At 33.4% G+C, this 17,106-nt stretch carries 15 protein-coding genes; 1 reads left to right on the top strand and 14 read right to left on the bottom strand.

Annotation, left to right across the window (positions count from 1 at the left end; all coding sequences use genetic code 11):
* Nucleotides 1-28: 28 nt before the first annotated feature.
* From J0383_RS23690 to J0383_RS13425, 11 genes are all read right to left on the bottom strand, one after another.
* Complete coding sequence (locus J0383_RS23690) at nucleotides 29-475, bottom strand: hypothetical protein (RefSeq protein WP_239023070.1); 447 nt, start codon at nucleotides 473-475, stop codon at nucleotides 29-31.
* 3 nt (nucleotides 476-478) lie between these two features.
* Entirely contained in the window at nucleotides 479-2,503 is a 2,025-nt protein-coding gene (locus J0383_RS13470; RefSeq protein WP_207294562.1) for a DUF3857 domain-containing protein, read from the bottom strand.
* 18 nt (nucleotides 2,504-2,521) lie between these two features.
* The gene (locus J0383_RS13465; RefSeq protein ID WP_207294561.1) at nucleotides 2,522-4,429 is read right to left on the bottom strand and encodes a DUF3857 domain-containing protein; all 1,908 of its coding nucleotides are present in this window, start codon (nucleotides 4,427-4,429) and stop codon (nucleotides 2,522-2,524) included.
* A 66-nt stretch (nucleotides 4,430-4,495) separates the two neighbouring features.
* Entirely contained in the window at nucleotides 4,496-4,948 is a 453-nt protein-coding gene (gene dtd, locus J0383_RS13460; protein ID WP_207294560.1) for a D-aminoacyl-tRNA deacylase, read from the bottom strand.
* A 38-nt stretch (nucleotides 4,949-4,986) separates the two neighbouring features.
* Nucleotides 4,987-5,346, bottom strand: a complete 360-nt coding sequence (locus tag J0383_RS13455; protein ID WP_207294559.1) for a four helix bundle protein — start codon at nucleotides 5,344-5,346, stop codon at nucleotides 4,987-4,989.
* 30 nt (nucleotides 5,347-5,376) lie between these two features.
* Nucleotides 5,377-6,354, bottom strand: coding sequence for a ribosome small subunit-dependent GTPase A (gene rsgA, locus J0383_RS13450; protein WP_207294558.1), 978 nt, complete (start codon nucleotides 6,352-6,354; stop codon nucleotides 5,377-5,379).
* A 309-nt stretch (nucleotides 6,355-6,663) separates the two neighbouring features.
* Nucleotides 6,664-7,746, bottom strand: coding sequence for a bifunctional 3-deoxy-7-phosphoheptulonate synthase/chorismate mutase type II (locus J0383_RS13445; protein WP_207294557.1), 1,083 nt, complete (start codon nucleotides 7,744-7,746; stop codon nucleotides 6,664-6,666).
* Between the two features lie 12 nt (nucleotides 7,747-7,758).
* Nucleotides 7,759-8,616, bottom strand: coding sequence for a prephenate dehydrogenase (locus tag J0383_RS13440; protein ID WP_207294556.1), 858 nt, complete (start codon nucleotides 8,614-8,616; stop codon nucleotides 7,759-7,761).
* 116 nt (nucleotides 8,617-8,732) lie between these two features.
* Nucleotides 8,733-9,878 carry a pyridoxal phosphate-dependent aminotransferase gene (locus tag J0383_RS13435; protein WP_207294555.1) on the bottom strand — a complete coding sequence of 382 codons (1,146 nt, stop codon included), beginning with the start codon at nucleotides 9,876-9,878 and terminating at the stop codon, nucleotides 8,733-8,735.
* A 101-nt stretch (nucleotides 9,879-9,979) separates the two neighbouring features.
* Nucleotides 9,980-10,807 carry a prephenate dehydratase gene (locus J0383_RS13430; protein ID WP_207294554.1) on the bottom strand — a complete coding sequence of 276 codons (828 nt, stop codon included), beginning with the start codon at nucleotides 10,805-10,807 and terminating at the stop codon, nucleotides 9,980-9,982.
* A gap of 560 nt (nucleotides 10,808-11,367) precedes the next feature.
* The gene (locus J0383_RS13425) at nucleotides 11,368-11,637 is read right to left on the bottom strand and encodes a hypothetical protein (RefSeq protein ID WP_207294553.1); all 270 of its coding nucleotides are present in this window, start codon (nucleotides 11,635-11,637) and stop codon (nucleotides 11,368-11,370) included.
* Between the two features lie 233 nt (nucleotides 11,638-11,870).
* On the opposite strand from J0383_RS13425, the gene J0383_RS13420 reads away from it, so the two are divergent.
* Entirely contained in the window at nucleotides 11,871-12,413 is a 543-nt protein-coding gene (locus J0383_RS13420) for an imm11 family protein (RefSeq protein ID WP_207294552.1), read from the top strand.
* A gap of 145 nt (nucleotides 12,414-12,558) precedes the next feature.
* Here J0383_RS13420 and J0383_RS13415 read toward each other — a convergent pair whose 3' ends face one another.
* From J0383_RS13415 to J0383_RS13405, 3 genes are all read right to left on the bottom strand, one after another.
* Entirely contained in the window at nucleotides 12,559-14,952 is a 2,394-nt protein-coding gene (locus J0383_RS13415; RefSeq protein WP_207294551.1) for a ribonucleoside-diphosphate reductase subunit alpha, read from the bottom strand.
* Nucleotides 14,953-15,221: 269 nt separating this feature from the next.
* Nucleotides 15,222-16,199, bottom strand: a complete 978-nt coding sequence (locus J0383_RS13410) for a ribonucleotide-diphosphate reductase subunit beta (RefSeq protein WP_207294550.1) — start codon at nucleotides 16,197-16,199, stop codon at nucleotides 15,222-15,224.
* Between the two features lie 337 nt (nucleotides 16,200-16,536).
* Nucleotides 16,537-17,106 carry a DUF3109 family protein gene (locus J0383_RS13405; RefSeq protein WP_207294549.1) on the bottom strand — a complete coding sequence of 190 codons (570 nt, stop codon included), beginning with the start codon at nucleotides 17,104-17,106 and terminating at the stop codon, nucleotides 16,537-16,539.

The raw sequence follows: 17,106 nt of genomic DNA, 5'->3' as shown, positions 1-17,106 counted from the left end.
TATTTGTATTCGATTATCGAACCGACTTTTACATTGGGAAAGTAATCGATTTTTCTTTCCAGTAATTGTTTATCTTTTTCTTAAACTCGCCTTGATTTTCAAGTTTTGTTTTTACAATAGCACCATTTTCTAAATTGTAGGTAATCGCATTTGAAAACTCTAATTGTTCTTTGTTTAAGTTTTCATACCCAATATAATACCGTACTTTTTGATCGGCCCAGCCTAATCCTTCTTTTTTATAGATTTTAATTTTTATTTCGCAAACATGATTGGCTGTAAAACCCACATCTCTTGAATACGTAAAAAATGTTCGTCCTTTTTTAAATAGAATCGCTGCCGAGGCACTACTGTCTATTGGATGTACTTTTTCCTGTAGTTCTGCAATAGTCACTTTGCCTAATTCGTAGTTTTGAGAATTAGCTTTTATACCAATTAAAAAGAATATGACAATTGTAATTAAACCCGAAAATCTCATGAGTTAAATCTTTTTCAGAACTATTTTCTCAGTTTCTTTTGCGATCATGTTTTTATAATATTCTTTTAGCATTCCATATTTATCAGCAGAAACAATTGCCTCATTTATTTGATGTGAAATAACTAATTGAAGGGTATTGCCACTAGCCGCAATGTTGAATTTAAAATATCCTAAATTATCTTCCATATTTACAGCTGCTGGAGCTGGTAATGTTTCCACAGCGAAACCTTCTGGAATTTGAATTGTAATATTGTATTTATCTGCAAAAGGATAACTAAAATCAACTGGATATTCACGCACTTCCTGTTTAAACGGATTTTTGTCATTTGTAAAGAATAACATTGGACTTACATAAATTTTTCCTCCAATCAATTCACATAGATTATTTCCTGTAAAAGAATACGTTTCAATTATAGGAAGTAGAATATCTTTTTCATTGGTTTTAGAATATTCGCTGATTTCTATTTTACCATTGTTATTTTCCAATTTATCTAAATATTCTTCTTCTTTAAGACTGTTTATATTACTTCTGGTAACCATAGCGTTGTAATCCAAACACTGTCTTCTTGTTTTTCCGGTTACTTTCCCTTCGGCATCAATACTGTAAGTCAAAAAAACATTATCACCAGATGTTTTTTCTGGCATCAGGTTAATTTCTTCAGATGTACCGTCTTTTCGTATTAATCTTCCGTACCAGTTTAAAACTCTGATAGGCAAAACATTTGGAGTAGAGAATTTTTCAGATGCATCTAATAAAACATATCCGTTTGGTGTTTCAACCGCAGCAATAACATAGTTAAATGCAGTTCTGTTTGGGAACAAAGCAATACCATTTGAACGTGTACTAACTAAAACCGGATTTGCTGTTAAGCCTGCGTAACGTAACATGGCAGTAAGCATCAGGTTAATATCGGCAATATTACCTGTTTTTTCTTTGTAGGCTTTTTTAACACCGCTGTCACAGCTGTAACCATTATAGGTATTCCATTTTACATTTGATTTTACATGGTTAAAAATAACCCAGATTTTTTCTTCTGGCGTGTTTGTTCCTGCCAATAATTTTTTCACATCCTCTTCAAAATAACCTGTTTTATTTAATTCAGGTCCAAAATCTTCGTAGTCATAAATTGTTTTAACTACAGAATTCCAATCTGTGGAAAGTTGTTTTATTGGCTTATTTGGGAATTTTGTCATTGACAGTTCGTGACCAACAGATGATGTATAATTATCAATATTATTTACATAAGCTTCGTCTTTCATAGCAGGGAAATTCTCGGCAAGGTAAATAGTTTGGGTTTCCATATAATCAATTTTATCCTGATAGAACTCTGTTTTTGTGGCTCCACCTCCAAAATTTCCAGTATTATATCTTTCTTTAGAATTTATGATAAATGATTTACTGCTTTTTTCAGAAGTAACTTTAGGAAAAACATATCCCTTTTGTGCGGGTGTAAAAACAAAATATTCAGGAACAAATGTTCTAAACTCTGAATAATTTACCGGAATACTGGTTTGAAAATCCCAATCACGAATTAAAACATCAGGACTTTTAATGGTATACTTAAATTCAATAACAGATCCTTCTTTGACGTTTGGCATCGTCATTTTTTTCTTGCTTCGGTATTTATTGATTACTTCATCGAATATCCCATCGCTCTTTAACTTGGTACTTTCAATTTTGCCGCCTGCTAAATTGTATGTAACAGCATCACTAATTGATACTTTTTCTTTGAAACCAGTTCCATAGTAATACCAGACTTCTTGATTTGCCCAATCATAACCTTCTTTGTTATAAATTTTAATACGGGTTTCAACATCCATAACTGTTATAAATCCATCGTTTTGATCGTAATCTATTCTTGCTTTTCCTCTTTTATACAGAATAGCGGCTGAGGCTGATGAATCTTTTGGGTGCACTTTTTGTTGAAGCTCAGCAATGGTTACTTTTCCTAGTTTAAATTCCTGTGCTGTTATATTTGAAACAGACAATAACAGAAATATAAAAACAAATAATCTGGTAATTTTCATGTTTTATTTTTGTTTTGGTTAGTTTTTATTTAATATGATTTTGGCATTATCATTTTTAGAAACTTGTTCCATAAAAAGACGGTATTCATCGTATTCTTTATTTGAATATTTTCCTCGATTGATAAAAATCGAACGCTTATAGGTAAGTTTATTAGAATCTTTTTTTATGATTTCGGTTTTGTATTCTCCAAATTTCCCTTTTAATTCATAGTTTGCAGGCAGAAATTCGATCGAAAAACCAGCCGGCAGATTGATTTCGATTTCATCAGTATCTAAATAACCGCGCTGAATTAGAAATGGGTTTTTACGGTTTCTGATTCGTTTTACATTTTCAGAATTTTGATTGAAAGCATCCACCACAAAAATCATTTTGTTTCCGCTTACTACTCCATAAGCATCGGCACTTATCTGTACATTTTCAGAAAAACGAACCTCTTCTTTATTATTATCAAGGGTTATTTTTCCGAGTTTGAGATTGTTGATATTGTTCCAGTAGTTTTTATAATGTTTTTCCTTTTCAGTAGGAATTTCATTTTCTAACCTAGCTTTTGAACTATATTGCGAACCTTGTGAAGCTATCACAATTGATCCTGAGAAATTTCCGCTTCCATCGATTGTGTAACTTCCTTTTCCGTTTTGAGTATTTCCTTTATCATCGTAAATCTTAGTTCGTACAATTTCTCCACCTTCAGGTTTTACAACCAAAACATCTCTGTCATCTGTAAAAGTTCCTTGATAACCAAACGGATCATCTTGACTTGTACATTCGAGCCAGATATAATCCTTTCCATTAGGAACCGCAAGTATCATATGGTTTCCCTGCATTGAAACAAAATCAGACTGAATATTTGATTTATAACGGCTGCCGTATAAAATGGTATTATACGATGGTACATCAACCGCTTGCAGAAGCGCTTTCGTATAATTAGATAATGCTTTACAATCGCCGTATCCTAAACGATCAACATCTGATGCCAGCATAGGTTTCCATCCTCCTATGCCAACTGCAATATTTACATATCTAGACTTTTTCTGAACATAATCGTATATAATTTTTGCTTTTTTAACAGGGTCCTTTTCATTCCCAACAAGTGCTTTAATCTTTGCTGTTGTTTCATCTGGTAAAATAGTTGTCCCTGTTAGAATCTTATCTCCATACCATTTACCGAATGCTTCCCAAGTTGTCGCCGTACCATCAACTCCTTCCAAATGAAATTTTTCCAGTCCCATCATTACTTTTGGAAAAAGATCACTTGAAAACGGACTCAGTTCTTCGGCTTTTTGGGCTAAAATATTGTTTGCGGTATAACTTAATTGTGTATTGGACTCAACTGTTTTTTTTATGTTGAAATCAGAGAATTGAAATTCTTTCTTTTTGAATCCTAAATCGCTTGGAAAAGTAACGTTTAAGGCACATTTTTCAACACTTAAATTATAATCTCCTAAAAAATACCATTGTGGTATAAAAGCTGTATTTGAAGTTTCTACTTCGCTAAAATACGCAATTGTAAAAGGATAAGTTATGGGTGTATAATCTAAAAAAAGAATACGGTTATCTGAAAAAAGAGTTCCGCCATCAACGGCGCTTTGATCTCTAAAATCTTTACGTTTAACTTTCTTGATTTCTTTTCCAAATGCATCATAAACAACAGCCTCTATATTTTTTATAGAAGTTGTTTTATCATAATTTTGGTAAGCATCAATATTCCTAAGCCCTTTTTCATTTAAAACAGATACAATTCTCTGTACCTTGATATTCATATTTCTTTGTGAGGAAATTACAATATCCATTTGATCTAAACGCAGAACAGCATTGGCATTTTCTTTAAGACTGTCGGAGATTTTAAGAATGGAATAATCGCTCTTTTGGGCAAAAGAGGTAATGGAAAATAAGGCGAGAAAAAGCCTTAAAAGGGTCATTTTCATTAATACATAGTTTCGCCAAATATAGAAGTATTTTTAGAATTTCTTAACAGTCGTTTACTTTATTTTTTACTCCCTGTTTTTACTGTCTATAACAATGGTTACAGGTCCGTCGTTTAGCAAATTTACTTTCATATCGGCACCAAAAATTCCAGTTTGTACCTTTTTACCAAGTTCTTTTTCAACTGCTTTTACGAAATTCTCGTAAGTAGGAATGGCAAAATCAGGTTTGGAAGCTTTTATGTAAGAAGGACGGTTTCCTTTTTTAGTGGATGCATGAAGTGTAAATTGGCTAACCACAATAATATCTCCATCAATATCCTGAACGGAACAATTCATAACATCGTTTTCATCGCCAAAAATTCTCATTTTAACAATTTTGCCAGCAAGCCAGTCAATATCTTCTTGTGTATCGGCATCTTCTATACCGACTAAAACCAATAACCCTTTTTTAATATCTGCTGTTTTTTGACCTTCTACGGTCACTGATGCTTCTGAGACTCTTTGGATTACTACTTTCATTATAATTGTAAATGGTGAATGGTGAATGCTAAATTTTATTAAACTGTAAGCTTTTGTTTGGAAGTAATAATAATTGAAGCTAGGATTTTATTTAATTCAACTATGTCACTTTTTATAGATTGAAATTGAATTTGATTTAAATAATCTGATTGAAACAATAATTCAATCCAATAATCAGTTTCATTAGCCTCTTTTTGCGCTATTACAAGTTTATGGATAAAGTCTTTCTTACTTTCTGCTTGTTCAGATTCTCTGACTAAGGCTCCAATAGCAGTTCCACTTCGAAGTAATTGTTTGCTTAAAACAAACTCTTTCTTTTCATCTTTTAAAAATTGAAAAAGTTTAATAATTCTCAAAGCAAAATTAAAAGATTTTGTTTTTATTACATTGTCAGCCATAATTCACAATTTACAATTCAGCATTCACAATTACTTTCTCGTTTCATCACTAGCAGCGCGATCTTCACCATAAATATCGGTACGATAATGTTCGTCGTCGCCTTCGAGGATCTTGAGATAACTATTGTAACGTGACCAAGCAATTTCATCTTTTTCTAAGGCAGTTTTGATGGCGCAATGTGGTTCTTCTTTATGGAGGCAATTATTGAACTTACATTGATCTTGCAATCTGAAGAATTCTGGAAAGTAATGACTGATTTCTGAAGGTTCCATATCGACAATTCCGAAACCTTTAATTCCTGGCGTATCGATAATTCGGGCATCAAAAGACAAATCGTACATTTCGGCAAAAGTGGTAGTATGCTGTCCTTGTTTGCTTTGTTCTGAAATTACGGAAGTTTTTAAATGAAGACTTGGTTCTAAAGCATTTACTAAAGTAGATTTACCAACACCAGAATGGCCGGAAAACATGCTGACTTTGCCAATCATCATTTCTTTCAGCTTGTCAACACCTTTATTTTCTGTAGAAGAAATTCGGAGACATTTATATCCAATTTCAGAATAAATATGTTGTAGATAAAGCTGATCGTCTAGAGTCTGATCTGTTAAAGTATCGATTTTATTGAAAACAAGAACAGCTTCAATTCCGTACGCTTCGGCAGTAACTAAAAAACGATCGATGAAACTGGTAGTAGTTGGCGGATTATCGATTGTAATCAACAGGAAAACCTGATCGATATTAGAAGCAATAATGTGAATCTGCTTAGACAAGTTAACCGATTTACGAACGATATAATTTTTTCTTTCGTGGATATTATGAATCATTCCAGTAACAGCATCCGAAGTTTGCTCCAATTCATAATCGACTATATCGCCTACAGCAATTGGGTTGGTACTTTTAATACCTTTTATTCTGAATTTCCCTTTCATACGGCATTCCACAAAATCTCCATTTTCAGATTTTACGGTATACCAGCTTCCTGTAGATTTATAAACGGTTCCTGTCATTCAATTCAAATTGTTGATTTTAGATTTCTGATTTTAGATTTTAGCCTAAATCTCTGCAAAGATAAATGAATATTTTTAAACATAGCCCACGGTTTCAACCGTGGGAGACAAAGATTGGGATATGGATAGCGTTCCTAAGGTTAAAACTTGGGCTATGTTTTAAAAAACAAAAATCCCCAACACTTCTTTTACAAAGTGATGAGGATTTTAAAAAACAATCTATTTTCAAATAATGATATAATTAAATCAAATAACAAATTTCAAAAGAAACTTAAATTAACTTATATCACTTATGTGGTTAAAAGAAAATTATGCGTTGAAAATTTTCTCTTGGTGACCAATACTTTCTTGGTGAATCGCTTTGAATAATTTCAAAACAAACTCTTCTGTAAGACCTTTTTTCTCACCTTCCAAAATCATTTTTCCTAAGATTTCGTTCCAACGGTTGTTTTGAAGAATGGCAACGTTTGCGTCTTTTTTCACTTGACCAATTTCGTCAGCCACTTTCATACGTTTTCCTAACAACTCTAATAAGTTCGCATCCAAAACGTCGATGTTTGCTCTTAGTTTTGTCATTTTTTGGCTGTACTCATCTGTAGTATCATCCGTTTTTCTGATCGTCAAATCTTTGATGATTTGTTTTAAAGAATCTGGAGTTACTTGTTGAGCTGCATCAGACCAAGCATTGTCTGGATCAAAATGCGTTTCGATAATCATACCATCGTAATTCAAGTCTAAAGCCTCTTGAGTTACTTCGAAAATCATATTACGGTTTCCTGTAATGTGAGATGGATCGATGATTAATGGTAAATCAGGGAATTTGTTTTGTAATTCGATAGCAATCTGCCATTCTGGAATGTTTCTGTATTTTGTTTTTTCGTAAGTAGAGAAACCTCTGTGGATAACACCTAATTTCTCGATACCTGCCATGTGTAAACGTTCAACACCACCTAACCATAAAGCTAAATCTGGGTTTACTGGGTTTTTCACCAAAACAATTTTATCAGTTCCTTTTAATGTATCAGCAATTTCTTGAACTGCGAAAGGGTTTGCAGTTGTACGTGCACCAACCCATAATACGTCGATATCGTGTTCTAAAGCTAATTTACAGTGCGCTGCAGTTGCTACTTCAGTTCCCATTAATAAACCAGTTTCAGCTTTAGCTTTTTGTAACCATTTTAATCCAATTTCACCAACACCTTCAAATCCTCCCGGACGCGTTCTTGGTTTCCAGATTCCCGCTCTGAATACGCTTACTTTTGAATCTTTTAATTCGTGAGCAATTTTCAAAACTTGATCTTCAGTTTCTGCACTACAAGGTCCAGCTATCACAAGTGGGTGATTTAAATTGAAATCTTCTAACCACTTTCTCATTTCTTTTTTATTTTCCATCGTTTTTATAGTTTACTTTTTTATAGTTATTCCGTTTAATATTTCTCTAATTTTATTTACACTTTCCATTTCTTCAAAAATGGCGTTGTAGTTATCGTCTGCCAGCAAATCTCTAAATTGAGTTAAATTTGCAATATACCCTTCTAAGGTTTCCAGAACGTATTCTTTGTTTTGTTTAAAAATGGGTGTCCACATCGCGGGTGAACTTTTTGCCAGACGAACGGTGCTTTCAAATCCACTTCCCGCCATATCAAAAATATCTTGTTCATCTTTTTCTTTTACCATTACAGTTTTTCCGAGCATAAACGAACTAATGTGCGATAAATGCGAAACATAAGCAATGTGTTTATCGTGCGAAACGGGATCCATATATCGAATTCTCATTCCAATTGAAGTAAAAAGATTTAATGCTTTCTCTTGTAATTTAAAAGCTGTCTTTTCGACTTCACAGATAATGTTTGTTTTTCCTTGAAACAAACCTCTTATTGCTGCTGATGGCCCTGAGAACTCTGTTCCGGCGATTGGGTGCGTGGCAATAAAATTTCTTCTTTTTGGGTGATTGGCTACTGCTTCACAAATTGGTTTTTTAGTCGATCCTACTTCAAAAACTATTGTTTTATCTCCTACTGCATCCAAAACTTTAGGTAAAACGGTCAGTGATACATCTACTGGAACCGAAACAATTACAAAATCGGCTTTTTGTAAATCGTCAAAGCTTCCCGCTTCATCAATAACTCCAAGATCAATTGCTTCCTGCAAATGTTTTTCGTTATTATCGATTCCTAAAATAGTCGCATCAGGATAACGTCCTTTGATATCTAACACCATTGAACCTCCTATTAATCCTATTCCTATTACGTATACTTTCATATTCTTTTTTATTTGAAGCCGTTCCTGCAAGGTTTTCAAAACCTTGTAGGTTTCTAATTTCAGACTTTCGAATTCATACCTACAAGGTTTTGAAAACCTTGCAGGAAACGTTAGTCCTAAAATCGATCAATCGCTTCTTGTACTTTTTCTTCTTTTACACACAATGAGAATCTAATATATCCTTCGCCGTTGCTTCCAAAAATGGTTCCCGGGGTAATGAAAATATGTTTATCATATAATATTTCGTCAATGAACTTCTCTGCTGATTCGATTCCTTCTGGAAGTTTAGCCCAGACAAAAAGCCCAACTCCTTCTTTATACACTTTGCAGTTTAATTTTTCTGCTAGCTTTTCAGTCAATTCCCTGCGGCGTTTGTAAATTTTGTTTTGATCTTCAAACCAAGATTTATCACACTTTAAAGCTGCAATTGCCCCTTTTTGGATTCCGTAGAACATTCCGCTGTCCATGTTGCTTTTTACTTTTAAAACCGCATCGATAACTTCAGGATTTCCTAAAACCATTCCGACTCTCCAGCCTGCCATGTTGAATGTTTTACTTAAAGAGTTTAATTCTAAAGCCACCTCTTTCGCCCCTTCAACTTGCAATAAACTCATCGGATTATCATTCAAAACAAAACTATACGGATTATCGTTAATCAATAATATGTTGTGTTTTTTAGCAAAAGCAACCAATTTTTCAAATAACGCCAAACTTCCTCTAGCTCCTGTCGGCATGTGTGGATAACCCAGCCACATTATTTTTACTTTCGAAAGATCCAATTTTTCTAAAGCTTCGAAGTCTGGTTCCCATGCATTTTCTTCTTTCAAGTCATAATAAACCGGAACTGCTTCTACCAAATTGGTTACCGAAGTATAAGTTGGATAACCTGGATTCGGAATTAAAACGTGATCGCCCGGATTTAAAAATGCAAGCGAAATATGCATAATTCCTTCTTTTGAACCCATGAGCGGTAAAATCTCATTATTCGGATTCACTTCAACACCAAACTGATTTTGATAAAAATCTGCCATCGCCTGCCTCATTTCTGGTAATCCCTGATAGCTTTGATAACCATGCCCATTCTCGTCCTGAATTGCTGAAGCTACTGCTTCAATTACTGCTTTCGACGGACTCAAATCAGGGCTTCCAATTCCCATGTTGATGATCGATTTTCCTTCAGACATCAGTTGTCTCACTTCTCTTAATTTTGATGAGAAGTAGTATTCTTCAACTGTGTCTAATCGTTTTGCTGTTGTAATCATTTTTTTATTTGCTTTTTAATTTTTGCTTTAGGCTTTAGGCCATAAGCTTTAAGCTTTATAACTTGTAACTTATAATTTATAACTCTTAACTTATAATTTCTTTAAGGTCTCGTATTTTTATATTCTCCCAACACTTTAAAATATTCTGCCATTATGTTTAATAACGCTTTGGCTTTTGCAAAATCTTCGTATTTCTCGAATGTTACGTCAACGAAGAATGAATATTTCCAAGGTGTTTCTATTTTTGGAAGCGACTGGATTTTTGTCAAATTCAGTTTGCAGTCGCTCATTACATTCAAAACTGCTGCTAAGCTTCCTCTTTTATGATCTAATTCAAATTTGACAGAAGCTCTGTTGATTTCGCTTTCTGGCAAAAATGAATTTTGCTTTTTAATGATTACGAAACGAGTCATATTGTTTTTGATCGTTTGAATCGATGATGCAATAATATCAAGATCGTACATTTCTGAAGCCGTTACACTCGCAATGGCAGCAATTCCGGTTAATCGGTTTTCCTGAATTCTTCTTGCTGTTTCTGCTGTATCTTTATCCTCAACCAATTTGATATTTGGATATTGTTTCAAGAAATCCATACACTGTAAAAGTGCCATTGGGTGCGAATGAACTTCTCTGATATCTTCAATTTTCTGACCTTTTAAAGCCATTAAATTCTGCTGAATATTCAAATAATGCTCTCCAATAATGTGCAAATTATTCTTGTCGATCAAGGCATAATTCGGGATAATCGGGCCAGCAATCGAGTTTTCGATCGCCATTACAGCTTGATCAGATTTTCCGGCAATAAGGCTGTCGATCAATTCTTCAAAAGATAAGCATTCATCAATTTCCACATTTTCAGAGAAATACTCTTTCACAACCTGATGATGAAATGATCCTTTAATACCTTGTATTGCAATTTTCGTTGTCATATAGTCAAAAAAAAATCCTGATTTGCATCAGGATTGTATATTAGTTTTATTTGTCTTAAAATTTGATCTCAAATAACCATAGCACAATCCTGACTTCTACTAAAGAAGAAATAAAAATTGTTGCTAAAATAAAAACGGTTAGTTGCCATTTTGTTTGTGTTATTTTGTAAATTCTTTGCGAATGTATAAATTATTTTTACTGCACCAAAAAAAAGATTGCATTTTATGAAACAAAAAAGGATTTCTTAACAAATTTAGAAGGTTTTGTATGATAATATAAAAAAATCGGCTTAAAATGAGAATATTAAAACGAGGTTCTGAGGTTTTTTTTCGCCACGAATTCACGAATTTAAGCGAATCTTTGTGGTTATTAATTCAAATTGCACCTATTAAACATATAGGTTTTCAAAAATAAAATTCGTGAATTCGTGGCTAACAACTCAAAATAGTCCAGAAACTGGTTTATTCATAATCAAACATAGCCCAAGCTTTCGATGTTTTCCCTCTCGTTATGTACCCAAGGTTAAAACCTTGGGCTATATTTAATAATTTTAAAATTTTTAAAATAAGAATTCATCCAAAAATTGTTTATTTTCATCAATATATAAGAAATAATTTCCAGCTTTAACTTGATCTTTTTGAAGTTCTAAATTGATTTCAATACAAGGAGTTTTAATAAAATCATGATTAATTAAAATTGAGATAGATTTCGAAACAACATTATCAAAATTTAAATTTTCAATTTCTTGCGGATCGATCTTTTCCAAATACTGTGTTGCAAGATCATAAAGCTCTTTTTTATTTTGAATTGTTTCTTCTAATAAACCCATTTTTTCAAATTATATTAATACAATCTAAACATTTTAGCCCCGATTGAAGTGGAAATCCTTTTTATTTTTTCTTTAAAAATAAAAAGATTGAAACGTAAAGCGGGAAATAGCTCCTGCAATAGGAAACTATAAAAATACCCTAACTTATTATTTTAAAACCTTTTCATGTCTTTTTTTTATCATCAGTAATTCGAAATTTACACCTGAAATGTGAAATTATAAAAACTCAAGAAATGGATATTTACAAAATTGGGTCTGACTATGAGAATTATAGGTTCTTAATTCCGTTTGATGATAATGGATTAACAAGCACTGACGGCACATCTTTAATTAAGAATTGGAAATCGTGCAATTACTTTTTATTTAAAGATCCTAAAAAGAAAACTGACACACGGAAAATTGATTTCAAAGCCAGCTGCTACCATTCAGGAGTATTGATGATTGAAGAAAACTATAAAGACATTTTCACTAAACTCTCTGAAGAAAGTATTGAATATTTAAAGATCAACACTCCTGAGCTTAATGATTCTTTTTATATAGCCAATATAATCAAATCAGTTGAAACTATAGAATATGAAGGAATTTCGCACGAAGATTTTATGAATTCATTTAAAAATGGTACGATGAAATTTAAACTCGAGAACATTCTCAATAAAGAAATTTTTCGAGACAAAAGATTCAGCTCTTTTTATTTTTGCACACAAAAATTTATCGACAAAATAAATGAAATCAATATAACTGGTTTGAAATTTACAAATGCTGGTATAGCTTTTTAAACAAAAAACTTTAAACTTATACTGATTCAAACAAAGTTCAGAAAATAAATCCAAATAAAAAGCAGTTATCAAAATGACAACTGCTTTCTATATCAATAAGAATAAAATTTTTCTCTTTATTCTATTTTCTGTCTTTTAAAAAAGATTAAGAGCCACACATTTCGCAATCCTCTGGATCTGCAGCTTGTGCTTTTAATAACATTGCTTTGTAATCTTCAACGCTGATTGCTTCACTTTCTTGAACTAAAGAAGGCGCCGTTTCTTCTTTTTTATCGTTGTTTAATGTGAATTTAATCGCATCCACAGCCGCTTTTGTTCTTAGGTAATACATTCCTGTTTTTAAACCAGACTGCCAAGCATAGAAGTGCATTGAAGTCAGTTTAGAATAGTTTGCATCTTGCATGAACAAGTTCAATGACTGAGATTGATCAATGAAGTAACCTCTTTGACGAGACATATCGATAATATCTTTCATTGACATTTCCCAAACTGTTTTGTAAAGGTCTTTTAAGTCTTGCGGAATAATGTCAATATTTTGAACAGATCCATTATGACGCATAATTTCTTGCTTCAATGACTCGTTCCATAAACCTAATTTTACTAAATCTTCCAGTAAATGTTTGTTTACTACGATGAACTCTCCAGACAATACACGACGCGTATAAATGTTTGAAGTATATGGTTCGAAAGCTTCGTTGTTTCCTAAAATCTGAGAAGTTGAAGCTGTTGGCATTGGTGCCACTAATAAAGAGTTACGAACTCCATGCTCCATAACTTCTTTTCTTAAGGAAGCCCAGTCCCAACGACCTGATAATTCTTCGTCTTTCATTCCCCACATATTGTGCTGAAATTCTCCTTGTGACATTGGAGAACCTTCGAAAGTTGAATATGGTCCTTCTTCTTTTGCCATTTCCATAGAGGCAGTTACAGCAGCGAAGTATAATGTTTCAAAAATTTCTTGGTTTAATTTTTTAGCCTCATCACTTGTAAAAGGCATACGCAACATGATAAAAGCATCTGCTAAACCTTGCACTCCTAATCCAACCGGACGGTGACGCATGTTTGAGTTTTCAGCTTCTTTTACTGGATAGTAGTTTCTATCGATTACTTTGTTCAGGTTACGAGTTACGCGTTTTGTAACATTGTAAAGTGCTTGGTGATCGAATTGTCCGTTTTCAATGAACATTGGCAATGAGATTGAAGCTAAGTTACAAACTGCAATTTCATCTTTAGAAGTAAACTCCATAATCTCTGTACACAAGTTTGAAGAACGGATAGTTCCTAAATTCTTGTGGTTCGATTTACGGTTTGCTGCATCTTTGTACAACATATATGGCGTTCCAGTCTCGATTTGAGATTCTAGGATTTTCTCCCATAATTCACGAGCACGGATTGTTTTTCTTCCTTTTCCTCTAAATTCATAATCTGTGTATAATGCTTCGAATTCTTCTCCGTAAACATCATATAATCCTGGACATTCGTTTGGACACATTAAAGTCCAAGTTGAATCTTCCTGAACACGTTTCATGAATAAATCTGAAGTCCACATGGCGAAGAATAAATCTCTCGCACGCATTTCTTCTTTTCCTGTGTTTTTCTTTAAATCCAAGAATTCAAAGATATCAGCATGCCAAGTTTCGATATAAATCGCAAAACTTCCTTTACGTTTTCCACCACCTTGATCTACATAGCGAGCCGTATCGTTGAACACTCTTAACATTGGAACAATTCCGTTTGAAGTTCCGTTCGTTCCACGAATATATGATCCAGTTGCACGAACGTTATGAATAGAAAGTCCAATTCCTCCTGCTGACTGCGAGATTTTTGCTGTTTGTTTTAATGTATCGTAAATACCATCAATACTATCGTCCTGCATTGCCAAAAGGAAACAAGAAGACATTTGAGGTTTTGGAGTTCCTGCATTGAACAACGTTGGCGTTGCGTGCGTAAAGAACTTTTTTGACATTAAATCGTACGTTTCAATTACTGATTTTAAATCATCTAAGTGAATACCAACAGAAACACGCATTAACATGTGCTGCGGACGCTCTACGATTTTTCCGTTTATTTTAAGAAGATAAGAACGCTCTAAGGTTTTAAAACCAAAGTAATCGTAATTAAAATCTCTTGTATAAATAATGTGAGAATCTAGAAATGCAGCATTTTCCTGAATTACTTTGTATACATCATCAGCAATTAATGGAGCTTCTTGTCCATTTCTTGGATTTACATAATTATACATGTCTTTCATCGTTTCCGAGAAAGATTTTTTAGTATTTGAGTGTAAATTTGAAATTGCCACACGAGCTGCTAATTGTGCATAATCAGGATGCGCAATAGTCATAGAAGCAGCAGTTTCTGCCGCAAGATTATCTAATTCAGAAGTAGAAACCCCATCATACAATCCTTCGATAACTCTCATGGCTACCTTAACAGGATCTACAAGCTCATTTAAGCCGTAACACAATTTTTTGATTCTTTCTGTAATCTTATCAAACATTACGGGCTCTCTGTGGCCATCTCTTTTTACTACATACATAAGCTTACTTTTTTAGTTTGTTGAAAAAATGAAAGTAAAAGTACCTAGAGAACGAGTTCCGGTACTTAAACATTGCGTGTTTTAAATTTATTTTTTGAGAATTACCAAATTCTCAATAGTTACTCGTTTCAAATTCGAAAATCGAATTTAAATACGTCAAAAATTGCTATTGAATCTGCGACTTGGGGAAAGAGATTCAACCTTAAAAATATTCTGTTATCTTTTTTCGGCGTCTCTTGAAGAGTAGACGCCAAAAGTATTTTTGTTACCTAAAAATCTGCATCAAATGAAATTTTCTGGGCATCGCTGTCGGTGTTCATAACACCTGATTTTTGATACTCTGCAACACGTTTTTCAAAGAAATTAGTTTTTCCTTGAAGAGAAATCATATCCATGAAATCAAACGGATTCGCTGATCCATACACACGCTCGCAACCTAATTCTACTAACAATCTGTCTGCAACAAATTCTAAATATTGTGTCATTAAAGCTGCATTCATTCCAATTAAACTTACCGGAAGAGATTCTGTAACAAACTGTCTTTCGATATCTAAAGCATCAACAATGATTTCTTTAATTCTATCTTTTGGCACTTTGTTTACTAAGTGGTGATTGTGCAGGTGAACTGCAAAATCACAATGTACGCCTTCGTCACGAGAAATCAATTCATTAGAGAATGTTAAACCTGGCATTAAACCACGTTTTTTCAACCAATAAATTGAACAGAAAGCACCTGAGAAAAAGATTCCTTCAACGGCAGCAAAAGCAATAAGTCTTTCAGCAAATGAATCTGACTCGATCCATTTTAAAGCCCATTCTCCTTTTTTAGCAATTGCAGGGAATACTTCTAAAGCATTAAACAATTCTGTTTTTTCTGCTTCGTCTTTTACATAAGTATCGATTAATAAAGAATACGTCTCACTATGAATATTCTCCATCATGATTTGAAACCCATAAAAAAACTTCGCTTCGGCATATTGAACCTCGTTAACAAAATTCTCGGCAAGGTTTTCATTTACGATTCCGTCAGACGCAGCAAAAAATGCTAAAATGTGTTTAATAAAATATCTCTCGTCGTCATTAAGTTTGTTATTCCAATCAGTCAAGTCTTGGTGCAAATCAATTTCTTCAGCAGTCCAGAAACTAGCTTCCATTTTTTTATACCATTCCCAAATATCATGATGTTTGATAGGAAAAATGACGAAACGATTTTTATTTTCTTGTAAGATTGGCTCTATTTGCGACATGACAATTTTGTTTAATTTTTGTACCGATTTTTCATCCAAATCAATAGACTACAAAGATTGTCAATTAACGCCAAAAATGAAAGCCAAACTTATTCACAATTCGATGGAGTTTTTAACAACGCCAAAAAAACGCACTATTTTCAAGAAAACAATTAAAGGATTGCAAATGAGTGTATTAACAACACTAATTCAACTGAAAACCCGCGTAAAATATAGAATTTTTGAAATAAAAAACAAGAATTTTTAAATACTTTTAAAAAAGATTTTTTGAGTTAAAACTATATTTTTTTGAGTCAAAAAAGCGCATAAAAAAAGCCTAAATTATAGGCTTACTTTTTTACGAATTTTTAAGTTCTTCGGCTACTTTTTCAAGTTCCATATACCAGTCTTCTCCAAAGCGTCGAATGAGCGCTTCTTTAACAAATTTATACACTGGAACTTCTAATTCTTTTCCTAAAGAACAGGCATCATCACAAATATCCCATCGGTCATAATTAACCGCAGCAAATTCTGTGAAGTCTTTTACTCGAATTGGATATAAATGACACGAAACGGGTTTTTTCCAGTCAACAACTCCTTGGTTGTATGCCTGCTCAATTCCGCAAAGCGCTGTTTTACCATCAAAAATGACATACGCACAATCTTTATTATCTATAAGAGGAGTTTCAAGATCGCCATCGGTTCCTGTTACCCAAGTTCCCTGAGCTTCGATTGCTTCAATTCCTTCTTTCCGTAAAAAGGGTTTTACTTTCGGATAAATTTCTTCTAAGATTTTCGTTTCAGCCTCATTTAAAGGCGCGCCCGCATCTCCATCAACACAACAAGCCCCTTTGCAAGCAGACAAGTTGCACACAAATTCTTTTTCCAGAATGTCTTCTGAAATAATCGTTTTACCTAACTGAAACAT

This window comes from Flavobacterium endoglycinae, assembly GCF_017352115.1.
GTDB lineage: Bacteria > Bacteroidota > Bacteroidia > Flavobacteriales > Flavobacteriaceae > Flavobacterium > Flavobacterium endoglycinae.
The sequence above is the reverse complement of the archived record's forward strand: the minus strand, read 5'-3'. Positions and strand labels throughout refer to the sequence as shown.

What these genes read in the sequence shown, in the direction of transcription:
- J0383_RS23690 (WP_239023070.1), bottom strand. Translation starts at nt 475, where the DNA reads ATGAGATTTTCGGGTTTAATTACAATTGTCATATTCTTTTTAATTGGT.
- J0383_RS13470 (WP_207294562.1), bottom strand. Translation starts at nt 2,503, where the DNA reads ATGAAAATTACCAGATTATTTGTTTTTATATTTCTGTTATTGTCTGTT.
- J0383_RS13465 (WP_207294561.1), bottom strand. Translation starts at nt 4,429, where the DNA reads ATGAAAATGACCCTTTTAAGGCTTTTTCTCGCCTTATTTTCCATTACC.
- dtd (WP_207294560.1), bottom strand. Translation starts at nt 4,948, where the DNA reads ATGAAAGTAGTAATCCAAAGAGTCTCAGAAGCATCAGTGACCGTAGAA.
- J0383_RS13455 (WP_207294559.1), bottom strand. Translation starts at nt 5,346, where the DNA reads ATGGCTGACAATGTAATAAAAACAAAATCTTTTAATTTTGCTTTGAGA.
- rsgA (WP_207294558.1), bottom strand. Translation starts at nt 6,354, where the DNA reads ATGACAGGAACCGTTTATAAATCTACAGGAAGCTGGTATACCGTAAAA.
- J0383_RS13445 (WP_207294557.1), bottom strand. Translation starts at nt 7,746, where the DNA reads ATGGAAAATAAAAAAGAAATGAGAAAGTGGTTAGAAGATTTCAATTTA.
- J0383_RS13440 (WP_207294556.1), bottom strand. Translation starts at nt 8,616, where the DNA reads ATGAAAGTATACGTAATAGGAATAGGATTAATAGGAGGTTCAATGGTG.
- J0383_RS13435 (WP_207294555.1), bottom strand. Translation starts at nt 9,878, where the DNA reads ATGATTACAACAGCAAAACGATTAGACACAGTTGAAGAATACTACTTC.
- J0383_RS13430 (WP_207294554.1), bottom strand. Translation starts at nt 10,807, where the DNA reads ATGACAACGAAAATTGCAATACAAGGTATTAAAGGATCATTTCATCAT.
- J0383_RS13425 (WP_207294553.1), bottom strand. Translation starts at nt 11,637, where the DNA reads ATGGGTTTATTAGAAGAAACAATTCAAAATAAAAAAGAGCTTTATGAT.
- J0383_RS13420 (WP_207294552.1), top strand. Translation starts at nt 11,871, where the DNA reads ATGGATATTTACAAAATTGGGTCTGACTATGAGAATTATAGGTTCTTA.
- J0383_RS13415 (WP_207294551.1), bottom strand. Translation starts at nt 14,952, where the DNA reads ATGTATGTAGTAAAAAGAGATGGCCACAGAGAGCCCGTAATGTTTGAT.
- J0383_RS13410 (WP_207294550.1), bottom strand. Translation starts at nt 16,199, where the DNA reads ATGTCGCAAATAGAGCCAATCTTACAAGAAAATAAAAATCGTTTCGTC.
- J0383_RS13405 (WP_207294549.1), bottom strand. Translation starts at nt 17,106, where the DNA reads ATGTTTCAGTTAGGTAAAACGATTATTTCAGAAGACATTCTGGAAAAA.